The organism is Mycobacterium sp. THU-M104 (assembly GCF_049197365.1).
Lineage (GTDB): Bacteria > Actinomycetota > Actinomycetes > Mycobacteriales > Mycobacteriaceae > Mycobacterium.
In genome coordinates, this window is sequence record NZ_JBMIOP010000144.1 from 1 (window position 1) to 19,532 (window position 19,532).

The 19,532-nt window shown below is 70.9% G+C and carries 22 protein-coding genes and 1 pseudogene; 20 read left to right on the plus strand and 3 right to left on the minus strand.

All coding sequences use genetic code 11. The features are described 5' to 3' along the window. The 7 genes and pseudogenes from ACOJVU_RS12055 to ACOJVU_RS12085 all read left to right on the plus strand — a co-directional run. A pseudogene (locus ACOJVU_RS12055) lies at positions 1 to 470 on the plus strand (PE-PGRS family protein); the annotation flags it as partial. A 157-nt stretch (positions 471 to 627) separates the two neighbouring features. Beyond that, the gene (locus ACOJVU_RS12060) at positions 628 to 1,788 is read left to right on the plus strand and encodes an 8-amino-7-oxononanoate synthase (protein ID WP_421529986.1); all 1,161 of its coding nucleotides are present in this window, start codon (positions 628 to 630) and stop codon (positions 1,786 to 1,788) included. Continuing rightward, a complete protein-coding gene (gene bioD, locus ACOJVU_RS12065) occupies positions 1,785 to 2,465 on the plus strand; it encodes a dethiobiotin synthase (protein WP_421529987.1) in 681 nt (226 codons plus the stop codon). Before ACOJVU_RS12060 ends, bioD begins: the two co-directional genes overlap by 4 nt. Then, positions 2,465 to 2,974 (plus strand): 2'-5' RNA ligase family protein, encoded by a 510-nt coding sequence (locus tag ACOJVU_RS12070; protein WP_421529988.1) that lies wholly within the window; start codon positions 2,465 to 2,467, stop codon positions 2,972 to 2,974. Before bioD ends, ACOJVU_RS12070 begins: the two co-directional genes overlap by 1 nt. Before the next feature lie 72 nt (positions 2,975 to 3,046). Further along, complete coding sequence (bioB, locus tag ACOJVU_RS12075) at positions 3,047 to 4,093, plus strand: biotin synthase BioB (protein ID WP_421529989.1); 1,047 nt, start codon at positions 3,047 to 3,049, stop codon at positions 4,091 to 4,093. Between the two features lie 12 nt (positions 4,094 to 4,105). Next, positions 4,106 to 4,333, plus strand: a complete 228-nt coding sequence (locus tag ACOJVU_RS12080) for a hypothetical protein (protein ID WP_421529990.1) — start codon at positions 4,106 to 4,108, stop codon at positions 4,331 to 4,333. After that, positions 4,330 to 4,944 (plus strand): DUF2567 domain-containing protein, encoded by a 615-nt coding sequence (locus tag ACOJVU_RS12085; protein WP_421529991.1) that lies wholly within the window; start codon positions 4,330 to 4,332, stop codon positions 4,942 to 4,944. Before ACOJVU_RS12080 ends, ACOJVU_RS12085 begins: the two co-directional genes overlap by 4 nt. On the opposite strand, the gene ACOJVU_RS12090 is transcribed toward ACOJVU_RS12085, so the two are convergent. Together ACOJVU_RS12090 and ACOJVU_RS12095 are read right to left on the minus strand one after the other, a co-directional pair. Next, positions 4,939 to 6,279, minus strand: coding sequence for a lipase family protein (locus tag ACOJVU_RS12090; RefSeq protein WP_421529992.1), 1,341 nt, complete (start codon positions 6,277 to 6,279; stop codon positions 4,939 to 4,941). The two genes, ACOJVU_RS12085 and ACOJVU_RS12090, sit on opposite strands and share 6 nt — an antisense overlap. Before the next feature lie 100 nt (positions 6,280 to 6,379). Continuing rightward, positions 6,380 to 7,105, minus strand: a complete 726-nt coding sequence (locus ACOJVU_RS12095; RefSeq protein ID WP_421529993.1) for an NUDIX hydrolase — start codon at positions 7,103 to 7,105, stop codon at positions 6,380 to 6,382. 45 nt (positions 7,106 to 7,150) lie between these two features. Here ACOJVU_RS12095 and nadA point away from each other — a divergent pair, with 45 nt between their 5' ends. The 3 genes from nadA to nadC are packed head-to-tail and all read left to right on the plus strand — an operon-like array spanning position 7,151 to position 10,643. Then, a complete protein-coding gene (nadA, locus tag ACOJVU_RS12100) occupies positions 7,151 to 8,200 on the plus strand; it encodes a quinolinate synthase NadA (RefSeq protein WP_421529994.1) in 1,050 nt (349 codons plus the stop codon). Continuing rightward, on the plus strand, positions 8,197 to 9,786 hold the full coding sequence (locus ACOJVU_RS12105) for an L-aspartate oxidase (RefSeq protein ID WP_421529995.1): 1,590 nt from the start codon (positions 8,197 to 8,199) through the stop codon (positions 9,784 to 9,786). Before nadA ends, ACOJVU_RS12105 begins: the two co-directional genes overlap by 4 nt. Continuing rightward, positions 9,783 to 10,643 carry a carboxylating nicotinate-nucleotide diphosphorylase gene (nadC, locus tag ACOJVU_RS12110; RefSeq protein ID WP_421529996.1) on the plus strand — a complete coding sequence of 287 codons (861 nt, stop codon included), beginning with the start codon at positions 9,783 to 9,785 and terminating at the stop codon, positions 10,641 to 10,643. Before ACOJVU_RS12105 ends, nadC begins: the two co-directional genes overlap by 4 nt. A gap of 119 nt (positions 10,644 to 10,762) precedes the next feature. On the opposite strand, the gene ACOJVU_RS12115 is transcribed toward nadC, so the two are convergent. Beyond that, positions 10,763 to 11,185 carry a nitroreductase family deazaflavin-dependent oxidoreductase gene (locus tag ACOJVU_RS12115; RefSeq protein WP_421530025.1) on the minus strand — a complete coding sequence of 141 codons (423 nt, stop codon included), beginning with the start codon at positions 11,183 to 11,185 and terminating at the stop codon, positions 10,763 to 10,765. 104 nt (positions 11,186 to 11,289) lie between these two features. On the opposite strand from ACOJVU_RS12115, the gene hisD reads away from it, so the two are divergent. From hisD to ACOJVU_RS12165, 10 genes are all read left to right on the plus strand, one after another. Then, positions 11,290 to 12,606 carry a histidinol dehydrogenase gene (hisD, locus tag ACOJVU_RS12120; protein WP_421530026.1) on the plus strand — a complete coding sequence of 439 codons (1,317 nt, stop codon included), beginning with the start codon at positions 11,290 to 11,292 and terminating at the stop codon, positions 12,604 to 12,606. Next, positions 12,603 to 13,736, plus strand: a complete 1,134-nt coding sequence (locus ACOJVU_RS12125; protein ID WP_421529997.1) for a histidinol-phosphate transaminase — start codon at positions 12,603 to 12,605, stop codon at positions 13,734 to 13,736. The genes hisD and ACOJVU_RS12125 overlap by 4 nt, the downstream gene beginning before the upstream one ends. Then, the gene (gene hisB / locus ACOJVU_RS12130) at positions 13,733 to 14,365 is read left to right on the plus strand and encodes an imidazoleglycerol-phosphate dehydratase HisB (protein WP_421529998.1); all 633 of its coding nucleotides are present in this window, start codon (positions 13,733 to 13,735) and stop codon (positions 14,363 to 14,365) included. The genes ACOJVU_RS12125 and hisB overlap by 4 nt, the downstream gene beginning before the upstream one ends. After that, complete coding sequence (hisH, locus tag ACOJVU_RS12135) at positions 14,362 to 14,982, plus strand: imidazole glycerol phosphate synthase subunit HisH (protein WP_421529999.1); 621 nt, start codon at positions 14,362 to 14,364, stop codon at positions 14,980 to 14,982. The genes hisB and hisH overlap by 4 nt, the downstream gene beginning before the upstream one ends. A gap of 2 nt (positions 14,983 to 14,984) precedes the next feature. Then, positions 14,985 to 15,719 carry a bifunctional 1-(5-phosphoribosyl)-5-((5-phosphoribosylamino)methylideneamino)imidazole-4-carboxamide isomerase/phosphoribosylanthranilate isomerase PriA gene (priA, locus tag ACOJVU_RS12140; protein WP_421530000.1) on the plus strand — a complete coding sequence of 245 codons (735 nt, stop codon included), beginning with the start codon at positions 14,985 to 14,987 and terminating at the stop codon, positions 15,717 to 15,719. An 8-nt stretch (positions 15,720 to 15,727) separates the two neighbouring features. Then, positions 15,728 to 16,528 carry an inositol monophosphatase family protein gene (locus ACOJVU_RS12145; RefSeq protein WP_421530001.1) on the plus strand — a complete coding sequence of 267 codons (801 nt, stop codon included), beginning with the start codon at positions 15,728 to 15,730 and terminating at the stop codon, positions 16,526 to 16,528. A gap of 1 nt (position 16,529) precedes the next feature. After that, positions 16,530 to 17,315 carry an imidazole glycerol phosphate synthase subunit HisF gene (gene hisF / locus ACOJVU_RS12150; protein WP_421530002.1) on the plus strand — a complete coding sequence of 262 codons (786 nt, stop codon included), beginning with the start codon at positions 16,530 to 16,532 and terminating at the stop codon, positions 17,313 to 17,315. Continuing rightward, entirely contained in the window at positions 17,312 to 17,659 is a 348-nt protein-coding gene (gene hisI / locus ACOJVU_RS12155) for a phosphoribosyl-AMP cyclohydrolase (RefSeq protein ID WP_421530003.1), read from the plus strand. The genes hisF and hisI overlap by 4 nt, the downstream gene beginning before the upstream one ends. A 94-nt stretch (positions 17,660 to 17,753) precedes the next feature. Then, positions 17,754 to 18,359: a class I SAM-dependent methyltransferase gene (locus ACOJVU_RS12160; protein WP_421530004.1), complete on the plus strand. Its 606-nt coding sequence runs from the start codon at positions 17,754 to 17,756 to the stop codon at positions 18,357 to 18,359. A gap of 62 nt (positions 18,360 to 18,421) precedes the next feature. Then, on the plus strand, positions 18,422 to 19,519 hold the full coding sequence (locus ACOJVU_RS12165) for a calcium:proton antiporter (protein ID WP_421530005.1): 1,098 nt from the start codon (positions 18,422 to 18,424) through the stop codon (positions 19,517 to 19,519). The last annotated feature ends 13 nt before the right edge of the window (positions 19,520 to 19,532 follow it).

The window sequence follows — 19,532 nt, forward strand, 5'->3', positions numbered from 1 at the left end:
CCGGTGGTGACGGCGGTGCCGGCGGTGTGGCGTTCAACCTGGGGTGGGGAACCGCCACCGGCGGGGCCGGCGGAGTGGGCGGCGCCGGCACGGTCGACGCCGGCGGGAACGGCGGGAACGGCGGCACCGCGGTCATGGGGCCCTACAACTTCGTTGACACCTTTGACGGCCTGTTGAAGTACCCCGCCGACTGGGGGACCACGACCGGCGGCGTCGGCGGTGTGGGCGGCAGCGGTGCCACCGTCGGCGGTACCGGGGGAACGGGCGGGACCGGCTACAACTTCTTGAGCACCGGCCTCGCGTACGGCGGCGCCGGCGGCGCCGGCGGCACCGGTCCTACCGGCGGCGACGGTGGTACTGGCGGCAACGCCTTTGCGATCACTGCGGGGAATGCCACCGTCGGGAGCGGTGGCGCGGCAGGCGGCTCCGGCGGAACCGCCGGCGGCTCCGGCGAGCTCATCTCACCGTAGCGGAGTCGCTCGCGCGCGACCGTCGGCCGTCGAGCAACACGGCCCAGCCGCCGGGCGATCGCGGCAGGCAACTCCCGGGGGGTGGGCTTCGTCGGGAATTCCGCAGATCATCTCCACGATGGTCGGGCTCTCCGACGGTCTCGTAGGCTCTAGGTCCATGAACGCCCGCCGGCAGGCACCGATCGAGACTTCTCCGCTGGCCTGGCTGGATGAGGTGGAGCAAAAGCGCCGAGAGGCCGGGCTACGTCGCTCGCTGGTGCCGCGTGCGGCCGTCGTCACTGAACTCGACCTGGCGTCCAACGATTATCTCGGGCTGTCCCAGCATCCCGACGTGATCGACGGCGGTGTCGTAGCGTTGCGCATGTGGGGCGCGGGGGCGACCGGTTCGCGCCTGGTCACCGGAGACACTGAGCTCCATCAGCAATTCGAATCCGAACTCGCCGAATACGTCGGTGCCGCCGCTGGTTTGGTGTTCTCTTCGGGATACACGGCCAATCTGGGCGCTGTCGTCGGCCTGTCCGGGCCGGGTTCGCTGCTGGTCTCCGACGCCTATTCGCACGCGTCGCTGGTGGATGCCTGCCGGCTGTCGCGCGCGCGGGTGGTGGTGACACCGCACCGCGACGTCGACGCCGTCGACGCGGCCCTGGCAACGCGCGACGAGGAGCGGGCCCTTGTCATCACCGAATCGGTCTTCAGCGCCGACGGCGCGCTGGCCCCGCTCCGGGAGCTGCACGGGGCGTGCCGGCGTCATGGTGCGCTGCTCATCGTCGACGAGGCACACGGCCTGGGCGTGCGCGACGCGGGTCGCGGGCTGCTGCACGAAGTCGGGCTGGCCGGCGCGCCCGACGTGGTGATGACCACGACGCTGTCCAAGGCGCTGGGCAGCCAGGGCGGCGCGGTGCTGGGGCCGCCGGCGGTGCGTGCTCATCTGGTCGACGCCGCGCGAACGTTCATCTTCGACACCGGCCTGGCACCGTCGGCCGTGGGCGCCGCGCTGGCTGCGCTGCGCGTGTTGCGCGCCGAACCGTGGCGGCCGGACGCGGTGCTGCGGCACGCCCGGGAACTGGCCCGGATCTGCGTGGTGCCCGAGGTGCCGCAATCGGCGGTGGTGTCGGTGATCCTGGGCGAGCCCGAGGTGGCGCTGGCCGCCGCGGCGGCCAGCCTGGACGCCGGCGTGAAGGTTGGCTGCTTCCGGCCTCCGACCGTCCCTGCCGGGACGTCGCGGCTGCGGTTGACCGCGCGCGCGTCGCTGGACGCCGACGAGCTGGCGCTTGCGCGCCGCGTGCTGACCGACGTGCTCGCCGTGGCCCGCCATTGACCGTCCTGTTCGTCACCGGTACCGGCACCGGCGTCGGGAAGACCATCGTCACCGCGGCGCTGGCCTGCCATGCCCGCTTGGCCGGTATCGAGGTGGCGGTGTGCAAGCCCGTCCAGACCGGCACCGACTGCGGCGACGACGACCTCGCCGAGGCGGCGCGGCTGTCGGGAGTCACCGAGGTCGCCGGCGGCGCGAGTTATCCGCAGCCGCTGGCGCCGGCCGCCGCCGCCGAGGCCGCCGGCAAGGCGCTGCCCACCCGTGCGCAACTCCGCGAGCTGATCGGCGGCCTGGACCGCCCCGGCGGGCTGACCCTGGTCGAGGGCGCGGGAGGGCTGCTGGTCGAACTCGCCGAGGGGGGCGTCACGGTGCGCGACCTGGCCGTCGACCTCGGCGCCGCGGCGCTGGTCGCCGTCGCAGCCGGGCTGGGCACCCTCAACCACACTGCGCTCACCCTGGAAGCCCTTGCCGCCAAGGGAGTTTCGTGTATCGGCCTGGTGATCGGCAGCTGGCCGGCGCGGCCCGGCGTGGTGGAGGCCTCGAACCGTACCGCGCTGGCCGGGATGGCCCCGGTGCGCGCCGCGCTGCCCGCCGGGGCCGGCAAGCTGGACCGCGCGCAGTTCGCGGAGATGAGCGCGGCGGCCTTCGACCGCGACTGGGTGACCGGGTTGCTCCGCTGATGGTGCACTCGATCGAGCTGGTCTTCGACCACGATACCGAGGCGGCCGTCCGTCGCATTTGGGAGCGGCTGGCCGCCGCGGAAATCCCCAGCCAGGCGCCGGCCAGCCGCCCGCACGTCACGCTGGCCGTCGCCGAACGGATCGATAACGACGTCGACGAACTGCTGTGCCCGCTGGTCGCGCGGCTGCCGCTGCCGGCCACCATCGGGGCGCCGGTGCTGTTCGGCCGGGACAACGTGGTGTTCGCGCGGCTCGTGGTGCCGACGAGCGAACTGCTGGCCCTGCACGCCGAGGCACACCGGCTATGCGGTCCGCACCTGGCGTCGTCGCCGATGCCCAACAGCCTGCCCGGCCAATGGACCCCGCACGTCACGCTGGCCCGCCGCGTCGGCGGCGCCCAGCTGAGCCGGGCGCTGCGCATCGCGGGCCGGCCGCGTCAGATCGACGGCCAGTTCGCGGGCCTGCGCCGCTGGGACGGCGCCAAGCGCGCCGAACACCCGATCGGCTGACCGCAGTTTGGTCGGTGCAGGCCGCTAACCTAACGTGAACGCGGACTCGTACACGGCGTAAAGGAGCACTGGGTGACTCAGGCGGCGGCTCGGCCAAGCACCGGAAGCCAGGACACCGACATTCCGGCCGACATTCTCGCGGAGGCCCGCCGGCAGGTTCTGGAGCGCGGTGAGGGGCTGAGCCGTGAGCAGGTGCTGGCGGTGCTGCGGCTGCCTGACGACCGGCTCGACGAGCTGCTGGCGCTGGCCCACGCGGTGCGGATGCGCTGGTGCGGCCCGGAGGTCGAGGTAGAGGGCATCATCAGCCTGAAAACCGGCGGCTGCCCCGAGGACTGCCACTTCTGCTCCCAGTCGGGCCTCTTCGCATCGCCCGTGCGCAGCGCCCGCCTCGACATCCCCAGCCTGGTCGAGGCGGCCAAACAGACCGCCAAGTCGGGTGCCACCGAGTTCTGCATCGTCGCCGCGGTCCGCGGACCCGACGAACGCCTGATGGCGCAGGTCGCCGCGGGCATCGAAGCGATCCGCGCCGAGGTCGAGATCAACATCGCCTGCTCGCTGGGGATGCTGACCCCCGAGCAGGTCGAGCAGCTCGAGGCGATGGGGGTGCATCGCTACAACCACAACCTCGAGACCGCGCGGTCGTTCTTCGCCAACGTCGTCACCACCCATACCTGGGAAGAACGCTGGCAGACGTTGTCGATGGTGCGCGACGCCGGCATCCAGGTGTGCTGCGGCGGCATCCTCGGCATGGGGGAAACCCTCGAGCAGCGCGCCGAATTTGCCGCCGAACTGGCCGAACTGGATCCCGACGAGGTCCCGCTGAACTTCCTCAACCCCCGGCCCGGCACGCCGTTCGGGGACTTGGAGGTGCTGCCGGCCGGCGAGGCGCTGAAGTCGGTGGCCGCCTTCCGGCTGGCCTTGCCGCGTACCATCCTGCGCTTCGCCGGCGGCCGCGAGATCACCTTGGGCGACCTGGGCGCCAAGCAGGGCATCCTGGGCGGTATCAACGCCGTGATCGTCGGGAACTACCTGACCACCCTCGGCCGTCCCGCCGAAGCCGACCTGGAATTGCTCGGCGACTTGCAGATGCCGATCAAGGCGCTCAACGCCAGCCTGTAGGAATAGGCAATTGTGGCCGAGGATCTGGGCGTGCCGGTCAGCGGCGGCATCTACAACGTCTACACCGGGGAGTTAGGGGGGACCGTGGTGCCGACCGCGGCCCAGCAGGGCCTTGAGCCGCCACGGTTTTGCGCCGAGTGCGGACGCCGCATGGTGGTGCAGGTCCGTCCGGACGGCTGGCGGGCACACTGCTCGCGGCACGGACACGTGGATTCCTCGAACCTGGAGGGCCGGCGGTGAACGGTCGTGGGCGAGTGTTCGCCGGCGCGGCGCTGGCGTTGTCGTTGACCGGGACGTTGCTGGGCGCGCTGTGGGCGTGGATTGCCGCGCCCATCCACGCGGTGGTGGCCAAGACCCGGGCCGGCGAGCGCGTCCACGAGTATCTGGGCACCGAATCCGAGCACTTCTTCGACGACCCGTGCCTGCTACTGGGCCTGCTGACCGCGCTGGCGGTCGTGACGGCCGTGCTGGGGTGGCAGTGGCGCCGCCGGCGCGGTCCGGGAATGGTCGTCGGGCTGTTCGTCGGGATGCTGGCCACCGCGGCCGTGGCCTGCGCCGTGGGCGCAGTGCTGGTCAGACTGCGCTACGGAGAGATGGACTTCGACGCCATACCGCTGTCTGGGAGCCCGGCGGTGGCCTACGTGGTCGAGGCGCCGCCGGTGTTCTTCTCCCACGGGCCGCTACAGGTGGCGGCGACGCTGCTGTGGCCCGCGGCCATCGCCACACTGGTCTACGCCCTGATGGCGGCGGCGCACACTCGCGACGACCTGGGCGCTTCGCCGGCGGCCCACCGGCCCGCCGATCCGCTGCCGGTGGGCGCGGGAGGATCCACGGACACAGCCGTGTCATAGCGGACGACGGTGGATCTTCCTGCCGAAGACGACCTTCGCGGCGATCCTGGCCAGCCGGGCCATTCCGACATAGGTCATCGGGTTGAACATCGTCGGCCACGTCGTCCGGATGAGGTGCTCGGTCAGCGGCCGGCCGTTGAACCGGTCGGTGAGCCAGCGCAGCGTCATCGGGGCCGACAGCGGGTGCAGGAGCATGTGCTCGTTGAACGCGTCCCGGTGGTAGGTGACCCGGGCTCCGCCGGCGGAGTAGGCGTCGGCGAGCACGTCGATGTCCTCGACGTCGATCAAGTAGTCATGCACGGCCTGCACCAGCAGCACCGGCGGCGCCGGCACCGCGGCGCCGAGCTTGATCTGGTCGAAGACGTAGCTGACCTCGGGAGTCGACAGGACGTCCTCGAGTGGTTTGTCGAGGTAGTCGCCCATGTCCTTGCCCGCCATCGCGACGATGGCTTTCATCGTCGTCATCTTCTCGAGCGACTCCAGCACGGCGAGGCCTTCCGTGCTGGCGTGCTCGGTGATGACGCGGTCCAGGTCTGGATAGGTGTGGGCGAGCGCGGCCACCACCAGCGCGGGCAGGCCCGACAGGAAGCTGCCGTTGAGCCTGCGGAAGGTGTTGCCCAGATCGCCGACGGGTGAGCCCAGCACCGCACCGACGATATCGAGTTCAGGTGCGTACTCGGCACACATCTCGGCGGCCCATGCGCTGGCCAGTCCGCCGCCGGAGTAGCCCCACAGCCCGATCGGCGCGGCCGGTGACAGCCCGAGCCGGTCCGAACCCAGTGCGGCCCTGATGCCGTCCAGGACGCGATAGCCGGGTTCGTAGGGCGCGCCCCACCGGCCCTTGAGGCCCTCGTGGTCGGGCACCGAAATCGCCCATCCCTCGGCGACGGCGGCGGCGATCAGAAACAGTTCGAGCTGGCCGATGGACCCGAGCGCCCTGGCCCGGCGCCGCAGCGCATAGGACGGGAAGCAGCGTGACGACACGGCGTCGATCGCACATTGATAGGACAGCAGTGCGCAGGCCTGCCCGGGAGCGAGCTCGGCCGGCACGATCACGGTGGTCGCGGTCGCCTCCGGCTCGCCGTTCAGATCGGTCGTCCGGTAGAGCAGCTGGACGGCTTTGACGGCCTGCGGGATCAGGCCCAGAAACGCCAGCTCGACGTCGCGTGAGCGCAGCACGGTGCCCGGCCGGGAATGCCGATAACCCAGTGGAGGCTGGTAGAAGGGGTCGTCAGCGGGCAGCAGCGGGCGCACGTTGCGCTGCAATTCCTCGTGTGGCGGCCGGCCGATCCACTCCGCGCCATGTGCATCCGCCAGATTGCCGAGTTCAACCATGAGGGATCCCTTCTTGGCCAACCGGCATTGTCGCGTATGAACGGGTGGTAACCACAACGTAACCGCCGTAGTGTGACCAGGCTCGCGCGGGACTAAACCTTCACGGCTGGCCGGGCGGACGGAACGCGGCGAACTCGTCGGTGATCCGGAGCCGGGAGTCGACGAAGTGGTAGAGGGACGCGGGCCGCCCGCCGCTACGCCCCGACTGCGCGATGGAACCTGTCTGGGTGATGACCCCGCGCCGGACCAGGACCCGCTGCAGGTTCGTCGCGTCTACCGGGTGGCCCAGGGTGGCGCCGTAGATGTCGCGCAGCGTCGAGAGCGCGAACTCCGTGGGCGCCAGGGCAAACCCGATGTTCGTGTAGGACATCTTGGCCACCAGCCGGGTGCGGGCGTGGGTCACCATCGGGCCGTGGTCGAAGGCCATCGGCGGCAGCGAACTCACGGGGTGCCAGCGGGTGTCCGGGGGCAGCTCGGGAGTGGCGGGGAGGGGAACCAAGCCCAGGTACGTCGACGCGATCCTGCGGGTGTTACCGGGCACCCGGTGCGGGTCGGAGAAGACCGCCAGCTGCTCGAGATGTGCCAGCTCGCGCAGGTCGACCTTCTCGGCGAGTTGGCGCCGGACCGAGGTCGTCATGTCCTCGTCATTGCGCAGCCGCCCGCCCGGCAGCGACCAGGCACCTTTTTGCGGATCCTTGGCCCGCTGCCATAACAGCACGTTAAGCTGCGGTTTCTCTTTTCGAACCCCCGCCTTCACCGGCTCGGCCCCCGGGCGAACCTGGAACACGACGGCGAGCACTTCGTGCGCGGTGTTACCATGGGACATGTTTTCGATTCTAAGTCGAAAACCTCCTAGCCGAAAGGAGCCGCCGTGACGGTGCTGAAAGGCATGGACACGTTCGCGGAAAACCAGGCCACCGGCGTCACCGATTCGCCCTCCGGCTACACCGGGGTGGACGCCGACGAGCAGTGGGCCGCCGAGATCCGCCGACTGGCCACGGCGCGCAACGCCACCCTCCTCGCGCACAACTATCAGCTGCCGGCCATCCAGGACGTGGCCGACCACGTCGGCGACTCGCTGGCACTGTCGCGGATCGCCGCCGAGGCGCCCGAGGACACCATCGTGTTCTGCGGCGTGCACTTCATGGCCGAGACCGCCAAGATCCTCAGCCCGGACAAGACCGTGCTCATTCCCGACCAGCGGGCCGGGTGCTCGCTGGCCGACTCCATCACCCCCGACGACCTGCGCGCCTGGAAGGACGAACACCCCGGCGCCGTCGTCGTCTCCTACGTCAACGCCAGCGCGGCGGTCAAGGCGCTCACCGACATCTGCTGCACGTCGTCCAATGCCGTCGACGTCGTCGCCTCCATCGATCCCGACCGCGAGGTGCTGTTCTGCCCCGACCAATTCCTGGGCGCGCACGTCCGCCGCGTCACCGGGCGAACCAACCTGCACGTGTGGGCCGGCGAGTGCCACGTGCACGCCGGCATCAACGGCGACGAACTGGCCGAGAGGGCCCGCGCGAACCCCGACGCCGAGCTGTACGTGCATCCCGAATGCGGTTGCGCGACATCGGCGTTGTACCTCGCGGGTGAGGGTGCTTTTCCCGCGGACCGGGTGAAGATCTTGTCCACCGGCGGCATGCTGGATGCCGCCAATGTCACGCGGGCCCGCAAGGTGCTGGTCGCCACCGAGGTCGGCATGCTCTACCAACTGCGCCGGGCGGCACCGCACGTGGACTTCCAGGCGGTCAACGACCGCGCATCGTGCCGCTACATGAAGATGATCACCCCCGCGGCCGTGTTGCGCTGCCTGGTGGAGGGTGCCGACGAGGTCGATGTCGACCCCGACATCGCCGCGGCGGCGCGGCGCAGCGTGCAGCGCATGATCGAAATCGGGCAGCCGGGCGGCGGGGAATGACCGCCGCTGCGGCGTGGACGGACAGCGCCGACGTCGTCGTCATCGGCACCGGCGTCGGCGGATTGGCCGCGGCCCTGGCCGCCCAGCGCTCCGGGCGCCGCGTCGTGGTGCTGTCCAAGGCCGACCAGACGCACGGCACGACCGCGACGCACTACGCCCAGGGTGGCATCGCGGTGGTGCTGCCCGACAACGACGATTCGATCGACGCCCACGTCGCCGACACCCTGGTCGCGGGTGCCGGCCTGTGCGACCCCGACGCGGTCACCTCGATCGTGGCCGACGGCTACCGCGCCGTGACCGAATTGGTCGGTGAGGGAGCGCGATTCGACGAAGCGGCCCCCGGCCGGTGGGCGCTCACACGCGAGGGCGGGCACTCCCGGCGCCGGATCGTGCACGCCGGTGGCGACGCCACGGGCGCCGAGGTGCAGCGCGCGCTCGACCACGCCGCGGCCGTGCTGGACATCCGCACCGGCCACGTGGCCCTGCGCGTGCTGCACGACGGCGCCCTGGGCGAAGAAGCGGTCACCGGGGTGTTGGTGGGCAATCCGGACGGTCACGGGATCATCAGCGCGCCGTCGGTGATCCTGGCCTGCGGCGGGCTCGGGCATCTCTACGGCGCCACCACCAACCCGAGCGTGTCGACCGGCGACGGGATCGCGTTGGCGTTGTGGGCCGGGGTCGCGGTCAGTGACGTCGAGTTCATCCAGTTCCACCCGACGATGCTGTTCCGGGGCGGCACGGGCGGGCGCCGTCCGCTGGTCACCGAGGCCATCCGCGGTGAGGGCGCGACACTGCTTGACCGGCAGGGCAATGCGATCATGGCCGGTGTCCACCCGATGGCGGATTTGGCACCGCGCGACATCGTCGCGGCGGCCATAGACGCCCGGATGAAGGCCACCGGCGACCCGTACGTCCTACTCGACGCCCGCAGCATCGAGAGCTTCGAGGCCCGGTTCCCGACCGTCAGCGCCGCGTGCCGGGCCGCGGGCATCGACCCGGTCCGCCAGCCCATGCCGGTCGTCCCGGGGGCGCACTACAGCTGCGGTGGGATCGTCACCGACGTGTCCGGCCGGACCGAGTTGCCGGGGCTGTTCGCGGCCGGCGAGGTGGCCCGCACCGGGATGCACGGCGCCAACCGGTTGGCGTCCAACAGCCTGCTGGAAGGGCTGGTGGTCGGCGGCCGCGCCGGCAAGGCCGCGGCCACGCACGCGTCGGCGGCCGGGCGGGTTCGCGCTGCGGCGGTGGAGCCGCTGACCTACGCCGCGCCGCGGCGCGAGGACCTGCAGTGCGCGATGAGCCGGGACGCGGCGGTCGTGCGCGATGCGGCCGGGCTGCAGCGGCTGTCCGAGATCTTGGCGGGGGCGCCGGTGCGTCGGATCGCGGGTCGGCGTGATTTCGAGGACGCCGCACTGACGATGACGGCCCGCGCGGTCACCGCCGCGGCCCTGGCCCGCACCGAGAGCCGGGGTTGCCACCATCGCGCCGAATACCCCGACGCGACGCCGGAGCGGGCCCGCTCCAGCGTCCTGCGGCTGGCCGAAGATCGCACGTCGGTGCTGGTCGAAACGCTGGCGACGGTGGGATGACGATGCTGTCCGACGCCGAACGGGCCGCCGCTTTGGACATCGTCCGGCGCGGTCTCGACGAGGATCTGTGCTACGGGCCCGACGTGACGACGCTGGCGACGGTTCCCGGCGACGCGGTGGCCACCGCATCGATGGTGACCCGCGAGCCCGGCGTGCTCGCCGGGGTGGACGTCGCGTTGCTGGTGCTCGACGAGGTGCTCGGCGCCGGCGGCCACGAGGTGGTGCACCGCGTCGAGGACGGAGCCCGCGTGCAGCCGGGGGAGGCGCTGTTGACCGTGCGGGCGCCCACCCGTGGGCTGCTGACCGCCGAGCGCACCATGCTGAACCTGATCTGTCACCTGTCGGGGATCGCCACCGCGACCGCGGCCTGGGTGGCGGCCGTGGAAGGCACCAAGGCCAAGATCCGCGACACCCGCAAAACGCTGCCCGGCCTGCGGCTGCTGCAGAAATACGCGGTGCGGGCCGGCGGGGGCGTCAACCATCGGCTCGGCCTCGGCGACGCCGCATTGATCAAGGACAACCACGTGGTGGCCGCCGGATCGGTGGTCAAGGCGCTGCGCGCGGTGCAAGCAGCGGCCCCCGACCTGCCCTGCGAGGTCGAAGTGGACTCGCTCGAGCAGCTCGACGCGGTGCTGGCCGAAAAGCCCGAGCTGGTGCTGCTGGACAACTTCCCGGTGTGGCAGACGCAGATGGCCGTGCAGCGCCGCGACTCCCGCGCGCCCACGGTGTTGCTCGAGTCCTCCGGGGGGCTGCGCCTCGACAGCGCGGCGACCTACGCCGCGACCGGGGTGGACTACCTGGCAGTCGGGGCGCTGACCCATTCGGTGCGCGTGCTCGACGTCGGGCTGGACATGTAGGGCTCGCGCCCAGGCCCCGTCCCGCCCCGCTCGCTCTGTCGCGACACATACACCACGCACACGACACGCCGATGCGCCTCGCGCTGGCTTATATTTCGACGCGCGGAAAGCCCACGGCCTTAGGCGATATCGCCGACGAACACCCCGATCCGGCGTAACTGCATGCGCGCCATCCGCGGCAGCTTTTCGACGTCGGGCCCCTCGTAACCGGCCGGCAGGATCCGCGTATTGGTGAGGTGCACCACGCGGTTGCGGCTGAACCGCACGTCGGCCTCGCCGGCGGCAAGCACGTTCTTGACCCAGTTGGTCTTGCCGTGGCCGAGCGCGATCGCCAGCACGTTTCCCTTGCGATAGGGCGTGATGATGGTCTCATAGGGCTTGCCGGACGTGCGCCCGCGATGCGTGATGGTCGCCGTTGCGGGCAGAAAACGTGCGAACGGCTTGACCGCCGGGTTGAAGTATTTGATCTGGAAGCGCTCGAACCAGGGCGGGAACACCATCGGGACGCCCGGCGCGTTGTTGGGATGATCCTTTGCGGACATTACGGCTCCCTTTCCGAAGCGGGTGTTCACCGGCACTGTACCGGCCGGATAACGACTTGAGTTGCTCTGGGACAATGGGCGATGTGACTTCCACGCCGGCACCTGTGATCGCCCGCATCGACTTGCGGGGCACGGAGTTGACGGCTGCCCGGCTGCGGGCGGCGCTGCCGCGCGGCGGCGCCGACGTGGAGTCCGTTCTTCCGACGGTTCGCCCGATCGTGGCGACCGTCGCCGAGCGCGGCGCGCAGGCGGCGCTGGACTACGGAGCGTCGTTCGACCACGTGCGGCCTGCGGCGGTCCGGGTGCCCGCCGCCGCGCTCGAGGCGGCGCTGTCCGGCCTGGAGCCCGAGGTCCGCGACGCGCTGGCGGTGATGATCGAGCGCACCCGCGCCGTGCACGCCGACCAGCGCCGCCCTGACGTGACCACCACGCTGGGGCCGGGCGCGACGGTCACCGAGCGGTGGGTCCCGGTCGAGCGGGTGGGCCTGTACGTGCCCGGCGGCAACGCGGTATACCCGTCGAGCGTGGTGATGAACGTGGTGCCCGCACAGGCCGCCGGCGTCGCCTCCCTGGTCGTCGCCAGCCCGCCGCAGGTACGTTTTGACGGCCTGCCGCACCCGACGATCCTGGCCGCGGCCGCGCTGCTGGGCGTCGACGAAGTGTGGGCCGTGGGCGGCGCGCAGGCGGTCGCGCTGCTGGCCTACGGCGGCACCGACACGGATGGGTCCGAGCTGGCGCCGGTGGACATGATCACCGGGCCCGGCAACATCTATGTCACCGCCGCCAAGCGGCTCTGCCGCTCCCAGGTGGGCATCGACGCGGAAGCCGGGCCGACCGAGATCGCCATCCTCGCCGACCACACCGCTGACCCGGCGCACGTGGCGGCCGACCTGATCAGCCAGGCCGAACACGACGAGATGGCCGCCAGCGTGCTGGTCACCCCCAGCGCCGGCCTGGCCGACGCCACCGACGCCGAACTGGCCGTCCAGCTGCAAACCACGGTGCACCGCCACCGCGTCACGACCGCCCTCGGCGGACCCCAGTCGGCGATCATCCTGGTCGACGACCTGGACGCCGGGGTCGACGTCGTCAACGCCTACGCCGCCGAACACCTGGAGATCCAGACCGCCGACGCGGCCCGGGTGGCTGAGCGGATCCGTTCGGCCGGGGCCATCTTCGTGGGTCCGTACGCGCCGGTGAGCCTCGGCGACTACTGCGCCGGGTCCAACCACGTGCTGCCGACGGCGGGCAGTGCGCGGCACTCCAGCGGCCTGTCGGTGCAGACGTTCCTGCGCGGCATCCATGTCGTCGACTACACCGAGGCGGCCCTCAAGGACGTGTCCGGGCACGTGGTCACGCTGGCCAAGTCCGAGGACCTGCCCGCGCACGGTGTGGCGGTACGGCGGAGGTTCGAGCGATGACTGCGCGGCAACCGACCCTGGCGGACCTGCCGTTGCGCGAGGACCTGCGGGGCAAATCGCCCTACGGCGCGCCGCAATTGGAGGTGCCGGTGCGGCTCAACACCAACGAGAACCCGCACCCGCCCACCTCCGCGCTCGTCGAGGACGTCACGCGGTCGGTGGGTGCGGCGGCCGCCGCACTGCACCGCTACCCCGACCGCGACGCGGTGGCGCTGCGCCGCGACCTGGCCGGTTATCTCACCGCCCAGACCGGTATCCGGCTTGGGGTCGAAAACGTCTGGGCGGCAAATGGTTCCAACGAGATCCTGCAGCAGCTGCTGCAGGCTTTCGGCGGGCCGGGCCGGGCCGCGATCGGGTTCGTCCCCTCCTACTCGATGCACCCGATCATCTCGCACCGCACGCAGACCGAATGGATCGAGGCCCCCCGCGCCGACGACTTCAGCCTCGACCTGGACACGGCGGTCGCCGCGATCGCCGAGAACAAACCCGACGTGGTGTTCGTCGCCAGCCCCAACAACCCTTCGGGACAGAGCATCTCGCTGCGCGACCTGCGGCGGCTGCTCGACGTGGTGCCGGGCATCCTGATCCTCGACGAGGCCTACGGTGAATTCTCCGCCCAGCCCAGCGCGGTGTCGCTGGTCGCCGAGTACCCGACGCGGCTGGTCGTCACCCGCACCATGAGCAAGGCGTTCGCCTTCGCCGGCGGCAGGCTCGGCTACCTGGTCGCCACACCGGCGGTGATCGACGCGCTGCTGCTGGTGCGGTTGCCCTACCACCTGTCCTCGGTCACCCAGGCCGCGGCGAGGGCCGCGCTGCGGCACGCCGACGACACGCTGGCCAGCGTCGCGGCGCTGATCGCCGAGCGAGAGCGTGTGGCGAAAGCGTTGCGCACCATGGGTTTCCGCGTCATACCGAGCGACGCGAACTTCGTGCTGTTCGGGGAGTTCGCCGACGCACCGGGCGCCTGGCAGCGCTACCTGGACGCCGGCGTGCTGATCCGCGACGTCGGCATCGCCGGCTACCTGCGCGCCACCACGGGCCTTACCGAGGAGAACGACGCGTTTCTGCGGGCCAGTGCCCACATCGCCGCCACCGAACTGGCGCCCGTCACCCCCGTAGGAGCACCGTGACCGCGACCGAGAACGCTGGGAAAACCCGCCGCGCGCGCATCGAGCGTCGCACCCGCGAATCCGACATCGTCATCGAACTGGACCTCGACGGCACCGGTGTGGTCCACGTCGACACCGGTGTCCCGTTCTACGACCACATGCTCACGGCGCTGGGCAGCCACGCCAGCTTCGACCTGACCGTGCGCACCAAGGGCGACGTCGAGATCGAAGGGCACCACACCATCGAGGACACCGCGATCGCGCTGGGCCAGGCGCTGCGCGAAGCGCTCGGCGACAAGAGGGGCATCCGCCGCTTCGGGGACGCGTTCATCCCGATGGACGAGACGCTGGCCCACGCCGCGGTCGACGTGTCCGGGCGGCCCTACTGCGTGCACACCGGGGAGCCGGATCACCTGTTGCGCACCACCATTGCGGGCAGCTCGGTGCCCTACCACACCGTGGCCAACCGGCACGTGTTCGAGTCGCTGGCCGCCAACGCCCGCATCGCGCTGCACGTGCGTGTCCTCTACGGGCGCGACCCGCATCACATCACCGAGGCGCAGTACAAGGCCGTTGCCCGCGCGTTGCGCCAGGCCGTCGAGCCCGATCCCCGGGTGTCGGGTGTGCCGTCCACCAAAGGCGTTCTGTGACGAAGCCATCTGTTGTGGTCCTGGACTACGGCTCGGGCAATCTGCGGTCGGCGCAACGCGCGCTGCAGCGGGTCGGCGCGTCGGTCGAGGTGACTTCCGACGCGGGTGCCGCCGCGGCGGCCGACGGGCTGGTTGTGCCCGGCGTCGGTGCCTTCGAGGCGTGCATGAACGGCCTGGGCAGGATCGGCGGCCGGCGCATCATCGCCGAGCGGGTCGCGGGCGGCCGTCCGGTGCTGGGGGTGTGCGTCGGCATGCAGATCCTATTCGCCCGCGGCATCGAGTTCGGGGTCCAGACGAAGGGCTGCGGGCAATGGCCGGGGGAGGTCATCCGGCTGCGCGCCCCGGTGATCCCGCACATGGGCTGGAACGTGGTGAATGCCGCGCCGGGCAGTGCGCTGTTCCAGGGCCTGGACGCCGACACCCGGTTCTACTTCGTCCACTCCTACGCGGCACAACGCTGGGAGGGGACCCGGGATGCGGTGCCGACCTGGGCCACCCACGGGGCGCCTTTTCTGGCCGCGGTCGAGGACGGTGCGCTGTGCGCCACCCAGTTTCACCCCGAGAAGAGCGGGGATGCCGGCGCGGCCGTGCTGAGCAATTGGGTTGAGGGGTTGTAGAGATGCCGCTGATTTTGTTACCCGCCGTCGACGTGGTCGACGGCCGTGCCGTTCGCCTGGTGCAGGGCAGGGCGGGCAGTGAAACCGAGTACGGCTCGGCGCTGGACGCGGCGCTGAACTGGCAGCGCGACGGCGCCGAATGGATTCACCTGGTGGATCTGGACGCCGCCTTCGGCCGGGGCTCCAACCGCGACCTGCTCGCACAGGTGGTGGGCAAGCTCGACGTTCGGGTGGAGCTCTCGGGCGGTATCCGCGACGACGACTCGCTGGCCGCGGCCCTGGCCACCGGCTGCGCCCGGGTGAACCTGGGCACGGCGGCGCTGGAGAACCCGAAGTGGTGCGCCCGCGCGATTGCCGAGCACGGCGACAAGGTGGCCGTGGGGCTCGACGTGCAGATCGAGGACGGACGGCACCGGCTGCGCGGTCGCGGCTGGGAGACCGACGGTGGCGATCTGTGGGAAGTGTTGGAACGCCTCGACGGCGAAGGATGTTCACGCTATGTCGTCACTGACGTCACCAAGGACGGCACGCTGGGCGGGCCCAACCTGGACCTGCTGGCCCGCGTCGCCGAGCACACCGAGGCCCCGGTGATCGCCTCCGGTGGCGTGTCCAGCGTGGACGACCTGCGCGCGATCGCCACCCTGACCGGTCGCGGCGTCGAGGGCGCCATCGTGGGCAAGGCCCTCTACGCCGGGCGTTTCACGTTGCCTCAGGCGCTGGCCGCGGTGCGAGGCTAGGGTCTGCGATGGATCTCACCGCGCTGGTCGCACAGGCGTCGGTGATCCTCGACGCCGCCGTGCCGCAGTTTCTGGAGGGTCACCGGGCCGATTCGGCGGTTGCCAAGAAGGGCAACGACTTCGCCACCGAGATCGACCTGGCGATCGAGCGGCAGGTGGTCGCTGCGCTGGTCGAGACCACTGGGATCGGGGTGCACGGCGAGGAGTTCGGCGGCGCCGACCTCGACGAGCCGTGGGTGTGGGTGCTGGACCCGATCGACGGCACCTTCAACTACGCCGCGGGGTCACCGATGGCTGCCATCCTGCTGGCCCTGCTGCACGATGGGGAACCGGTGGCGGGCCTGACCTGGCTGCCTTTCGTCGACGATCGCTACACCGCCGTCGCCGGGGGTCCGTTGCTGAAAAACGGTGTGCCGCAGCCTCTGCTGGTCGACACCAAACTGGTCCACAGCCTGGTCGGGGTGGGCACGTTCAGTGCCGATGCGCGGGGGCGTTTCCCCGGACGGTATCGGATGGCCGTGCTGGAGAACCTCAGCCGGGTTTCGTCGCGGCTGCGCATGCACGGCTCCACCGGCATCGACCTCGTCTACGTGGCCGACGGGATTCTCGGTGGGGCAATAAGTTTCGGGGACCACATCTGGGACCACGCCGCCGGCGTGGCGTTGGTGCGGGCCGCCGGTGGCATCGTCACCAGCCTCGCCGGTGAGGCGTGGACACCTGCGGCGCGGTCGGCGCTGGCCGCGGCGCCGGGCGTGCACGGCGAGATACTCGAGATCCTGCGCGCCACCGGCACACCGGAGGATTACTGAGATGGACGCGGGTACCGGCCTTGCCGTGCGGGTGATCCCGTGCCTGGATGTCGACGCCGGACGTGTCGTCAAGGGTGTCAACTTCGAGAACCTGCGCGACGCCGGCGATCCGGTGGAGTTGGCGGCGGCCTACGACGCCGAAGGCGCCGACGAACTGACCTTCCTGGACGTGACCGCGTCGTCGTCGGGCAGGGCGACGATGCTGGACGTGGTGCGCCGCACCGCCGAGCAGGTGTTCATTCCACTGACGGTCGGCGGCGGGGTGCGTGCGGTCGGGGACGTCGACACCCTGCTGCGCGCGGGTGCCGACAAGGTCTCGGTGAACACTGCCGCGATCGCCCGGCCCGACCTGCTGGAAGAGATGGCAAGGCAGTTCGGCTCGCAGTGCATCGTGCTGTCGGTCGACGCCCGCACGGTACCGCCGGGAGCGGTGCCCACCCCGTCGGGCTGGGAGGTCACCACTCACGGGGGCCGCCGCGGTACCGGTATCGATGCCGTCGAGTGGGCGTCGCGCGGGGCGGATCTGGGGGTGGGGGAGATCCTGCTGAACTCGATGGACGCCGACGGCACCAAGGCCGGGTTCGACCTGGCGATGCTGCGCGCGGTCCGGTCGGCGGTCACCGTGCCGGTGATCGCCAGCGGCGGGGCCGGCACGGCCGAGCATTTCGCGCCCGCGGTCGCGGCTGGCGCGGATGCGGTTTTGGCGGCCAGCGTCTTTCACTTCCGCGAGCTGACGATCGGCCAGGTGAAGGCGGCGATGGCCGCTGCGGGCGTGGTCGTGCGATGACGCTGGACCCCGGGATCGCGGCACGCCTGAAACGCAACGCCGAGGGCCTTTTCGCCGCCGTCGTGCAGGAGCGCGGCAGCGGCGAGGTACTGATGGTCGCCTGGATGGACGACGCGGCGCTGGCGCGCACTCTGGAAACCCGCGAGGCCACCTATTATTCGCGCTCCCGCGCCCAGCAGTGGGTCAAAGGCGCGACCTCGGGCCACACGCAGCATGTGCACGCGGTGCGCCTGGACTGCGACGGCGACACCGTGCTGCTGACGGTCGACCAGGAAGGCGGCGCCTGCCACACCGGCGACCACAGCTGTTTCGACGCCGACGTGCTGCTGGAGCCCGAGGGCTGACGCGGCACGGGGTCGAGTCCGTTGGGCGCGGTGATCGCGGCAACGGGCGTTCGCCTTCCGGGTCCGTGTTGCGACAATGGCCGACAATGGCCGTATGGGCGAGCAAAGCATCTGGATGCGCAAGGTCGCAGCCAACCCCGAACACTCCCACTGGTACGTGGAACGTTTCCGTTCGATGGCCCGCGCCGGCGAGGATCTGGCCGGCGAGGCCCGGTTCGTCGATGCGATGGTGCCCCGCGGCGCCCGCATCCTGGACGCCGGCTGCGGACCCGGGCGACTCGGCGGGTACCTGGCCGCCGCCGGCCACCACGTCGTCGGCGTCGACGTGGACCCGGTGCTCATCGCGGCGGCCGAGCAGGATCATCCCGGGCCCCGTTATCTGGTCGGCGACCTCGCCGAACTCGACCTGCCCGCGCGCGGCATCGCCGAGCCGTTCGACGCCATCGTCATGGCCGGCAACGTCATGGCATTTTTGGCCCCGGGTACCCGCGTCCGGGTGCTGAGCCGGGTGCGCGCCCACCTCGGGTGTGACGGCCGCGCCGTGATCGGCTTCGGCGCCGGGCGCGACTACGCGTTCGGCCAGTTCCTCGACGACGCGGCGGCTGCCGGGCTCACTCCCGACCTGTTGCTGTCCACCTGGGATCTGCGGCCCTTCAGCGAAGACTCGGACTTCCTCGTCGCGGTGCTTCGACCGGCGTAGACGACCGCGCCGAGGGCGGCAGCGCGCCCATTCCGGGCCAATTTCGACGACAATGACGGGCGATGTCGAAACGCGTGTCGTGGACGGTGGTCGTACCCGTACTTTCCGTCGTCGCGCTCGCGCTCGCGCTGAGCTGGGGCGCGGAAATCGGGCCGTTGCTTGCTTCGCTGCTGGCGGTGTTCCTGATCGGTACCGTGCTGGCCGCCGTCAACCATGCGGAGGTGGTCGCGCACAGCGTCGGCGAGCCGTTCGGCTCGCTGGTGTTGGCCGCGGCGGTGACGACCATCGAGCTGGCGCTCATCATCACGCTGATGGCTTCCGGCGGGCACGAGACGTCGACGCTGGCCCGCGACACCGTGTTCGCCGCGTTGATGATCACCACGAATGGGATCGCCGGCCTGTCGCTGTTGCTCGGCTCGCGCCGCTATGGCGTGACCTTGTTCCACGCCGAGGGCAGCGGCGCGGCGCTGGCCACGCTCACCACACTGGCGACGCTGAGTCTGGCACTGCCCTCGTTCACCATCACCCGGGGCGGACAGGCGTTCTCTCCCGGCCAGTTGGCGTTCGCTGCGGTCGCCTCCCTGGGGCTCTACCTGCTCTTCGTGTTCACGCAGAATGTGCGGCACCGTGACTTCTTCCTGCCGGTCACCCAAAAAGGCCAGAAGAGCTTCTTCGAGGACGAGAGTCATGCCGAGCCGCCGAGCACCGCGGCCGCGTTGCGCAGCCTGGGTCTGTTGCTGGTGGCGCTGGTCGCGGTGGTGGGGCTGGCCGAAGAAGAGTCGTCGACCATCGAGCACCTGGTGTCGGCGGCCGGCTTCCCGCAGTCGTTCGTCGGGGTGGTGATCGCCGCCCTGGTCCTGCTCCCCGAAACGCTCGCGGCGGCGCGGGCGGCGCGGCAGGGCCGCATCCAGACCAGTCTGAACCTGGCCTATGGCTCGTCGCTGGCCAGCATCGGGCTCACCATCCCGGCCATCGCGCTGGCGTCGATCTGGCTGCAGGGGCCGCTGCTCTTGGGGTTGGGCGCCACCCAGTTGGTGCTGCTCGCGCTGACGGTGGTGATCAGCGTGCTCACGGTGGTGCCTGGGCGGGCCACCCGGCTGCAGGGTGAGGTGCACCTGGTGTTGCTGGCCGCCTATGTGTTCCTGTCGATCATCCCCTGAGTTTTTGCGTCTC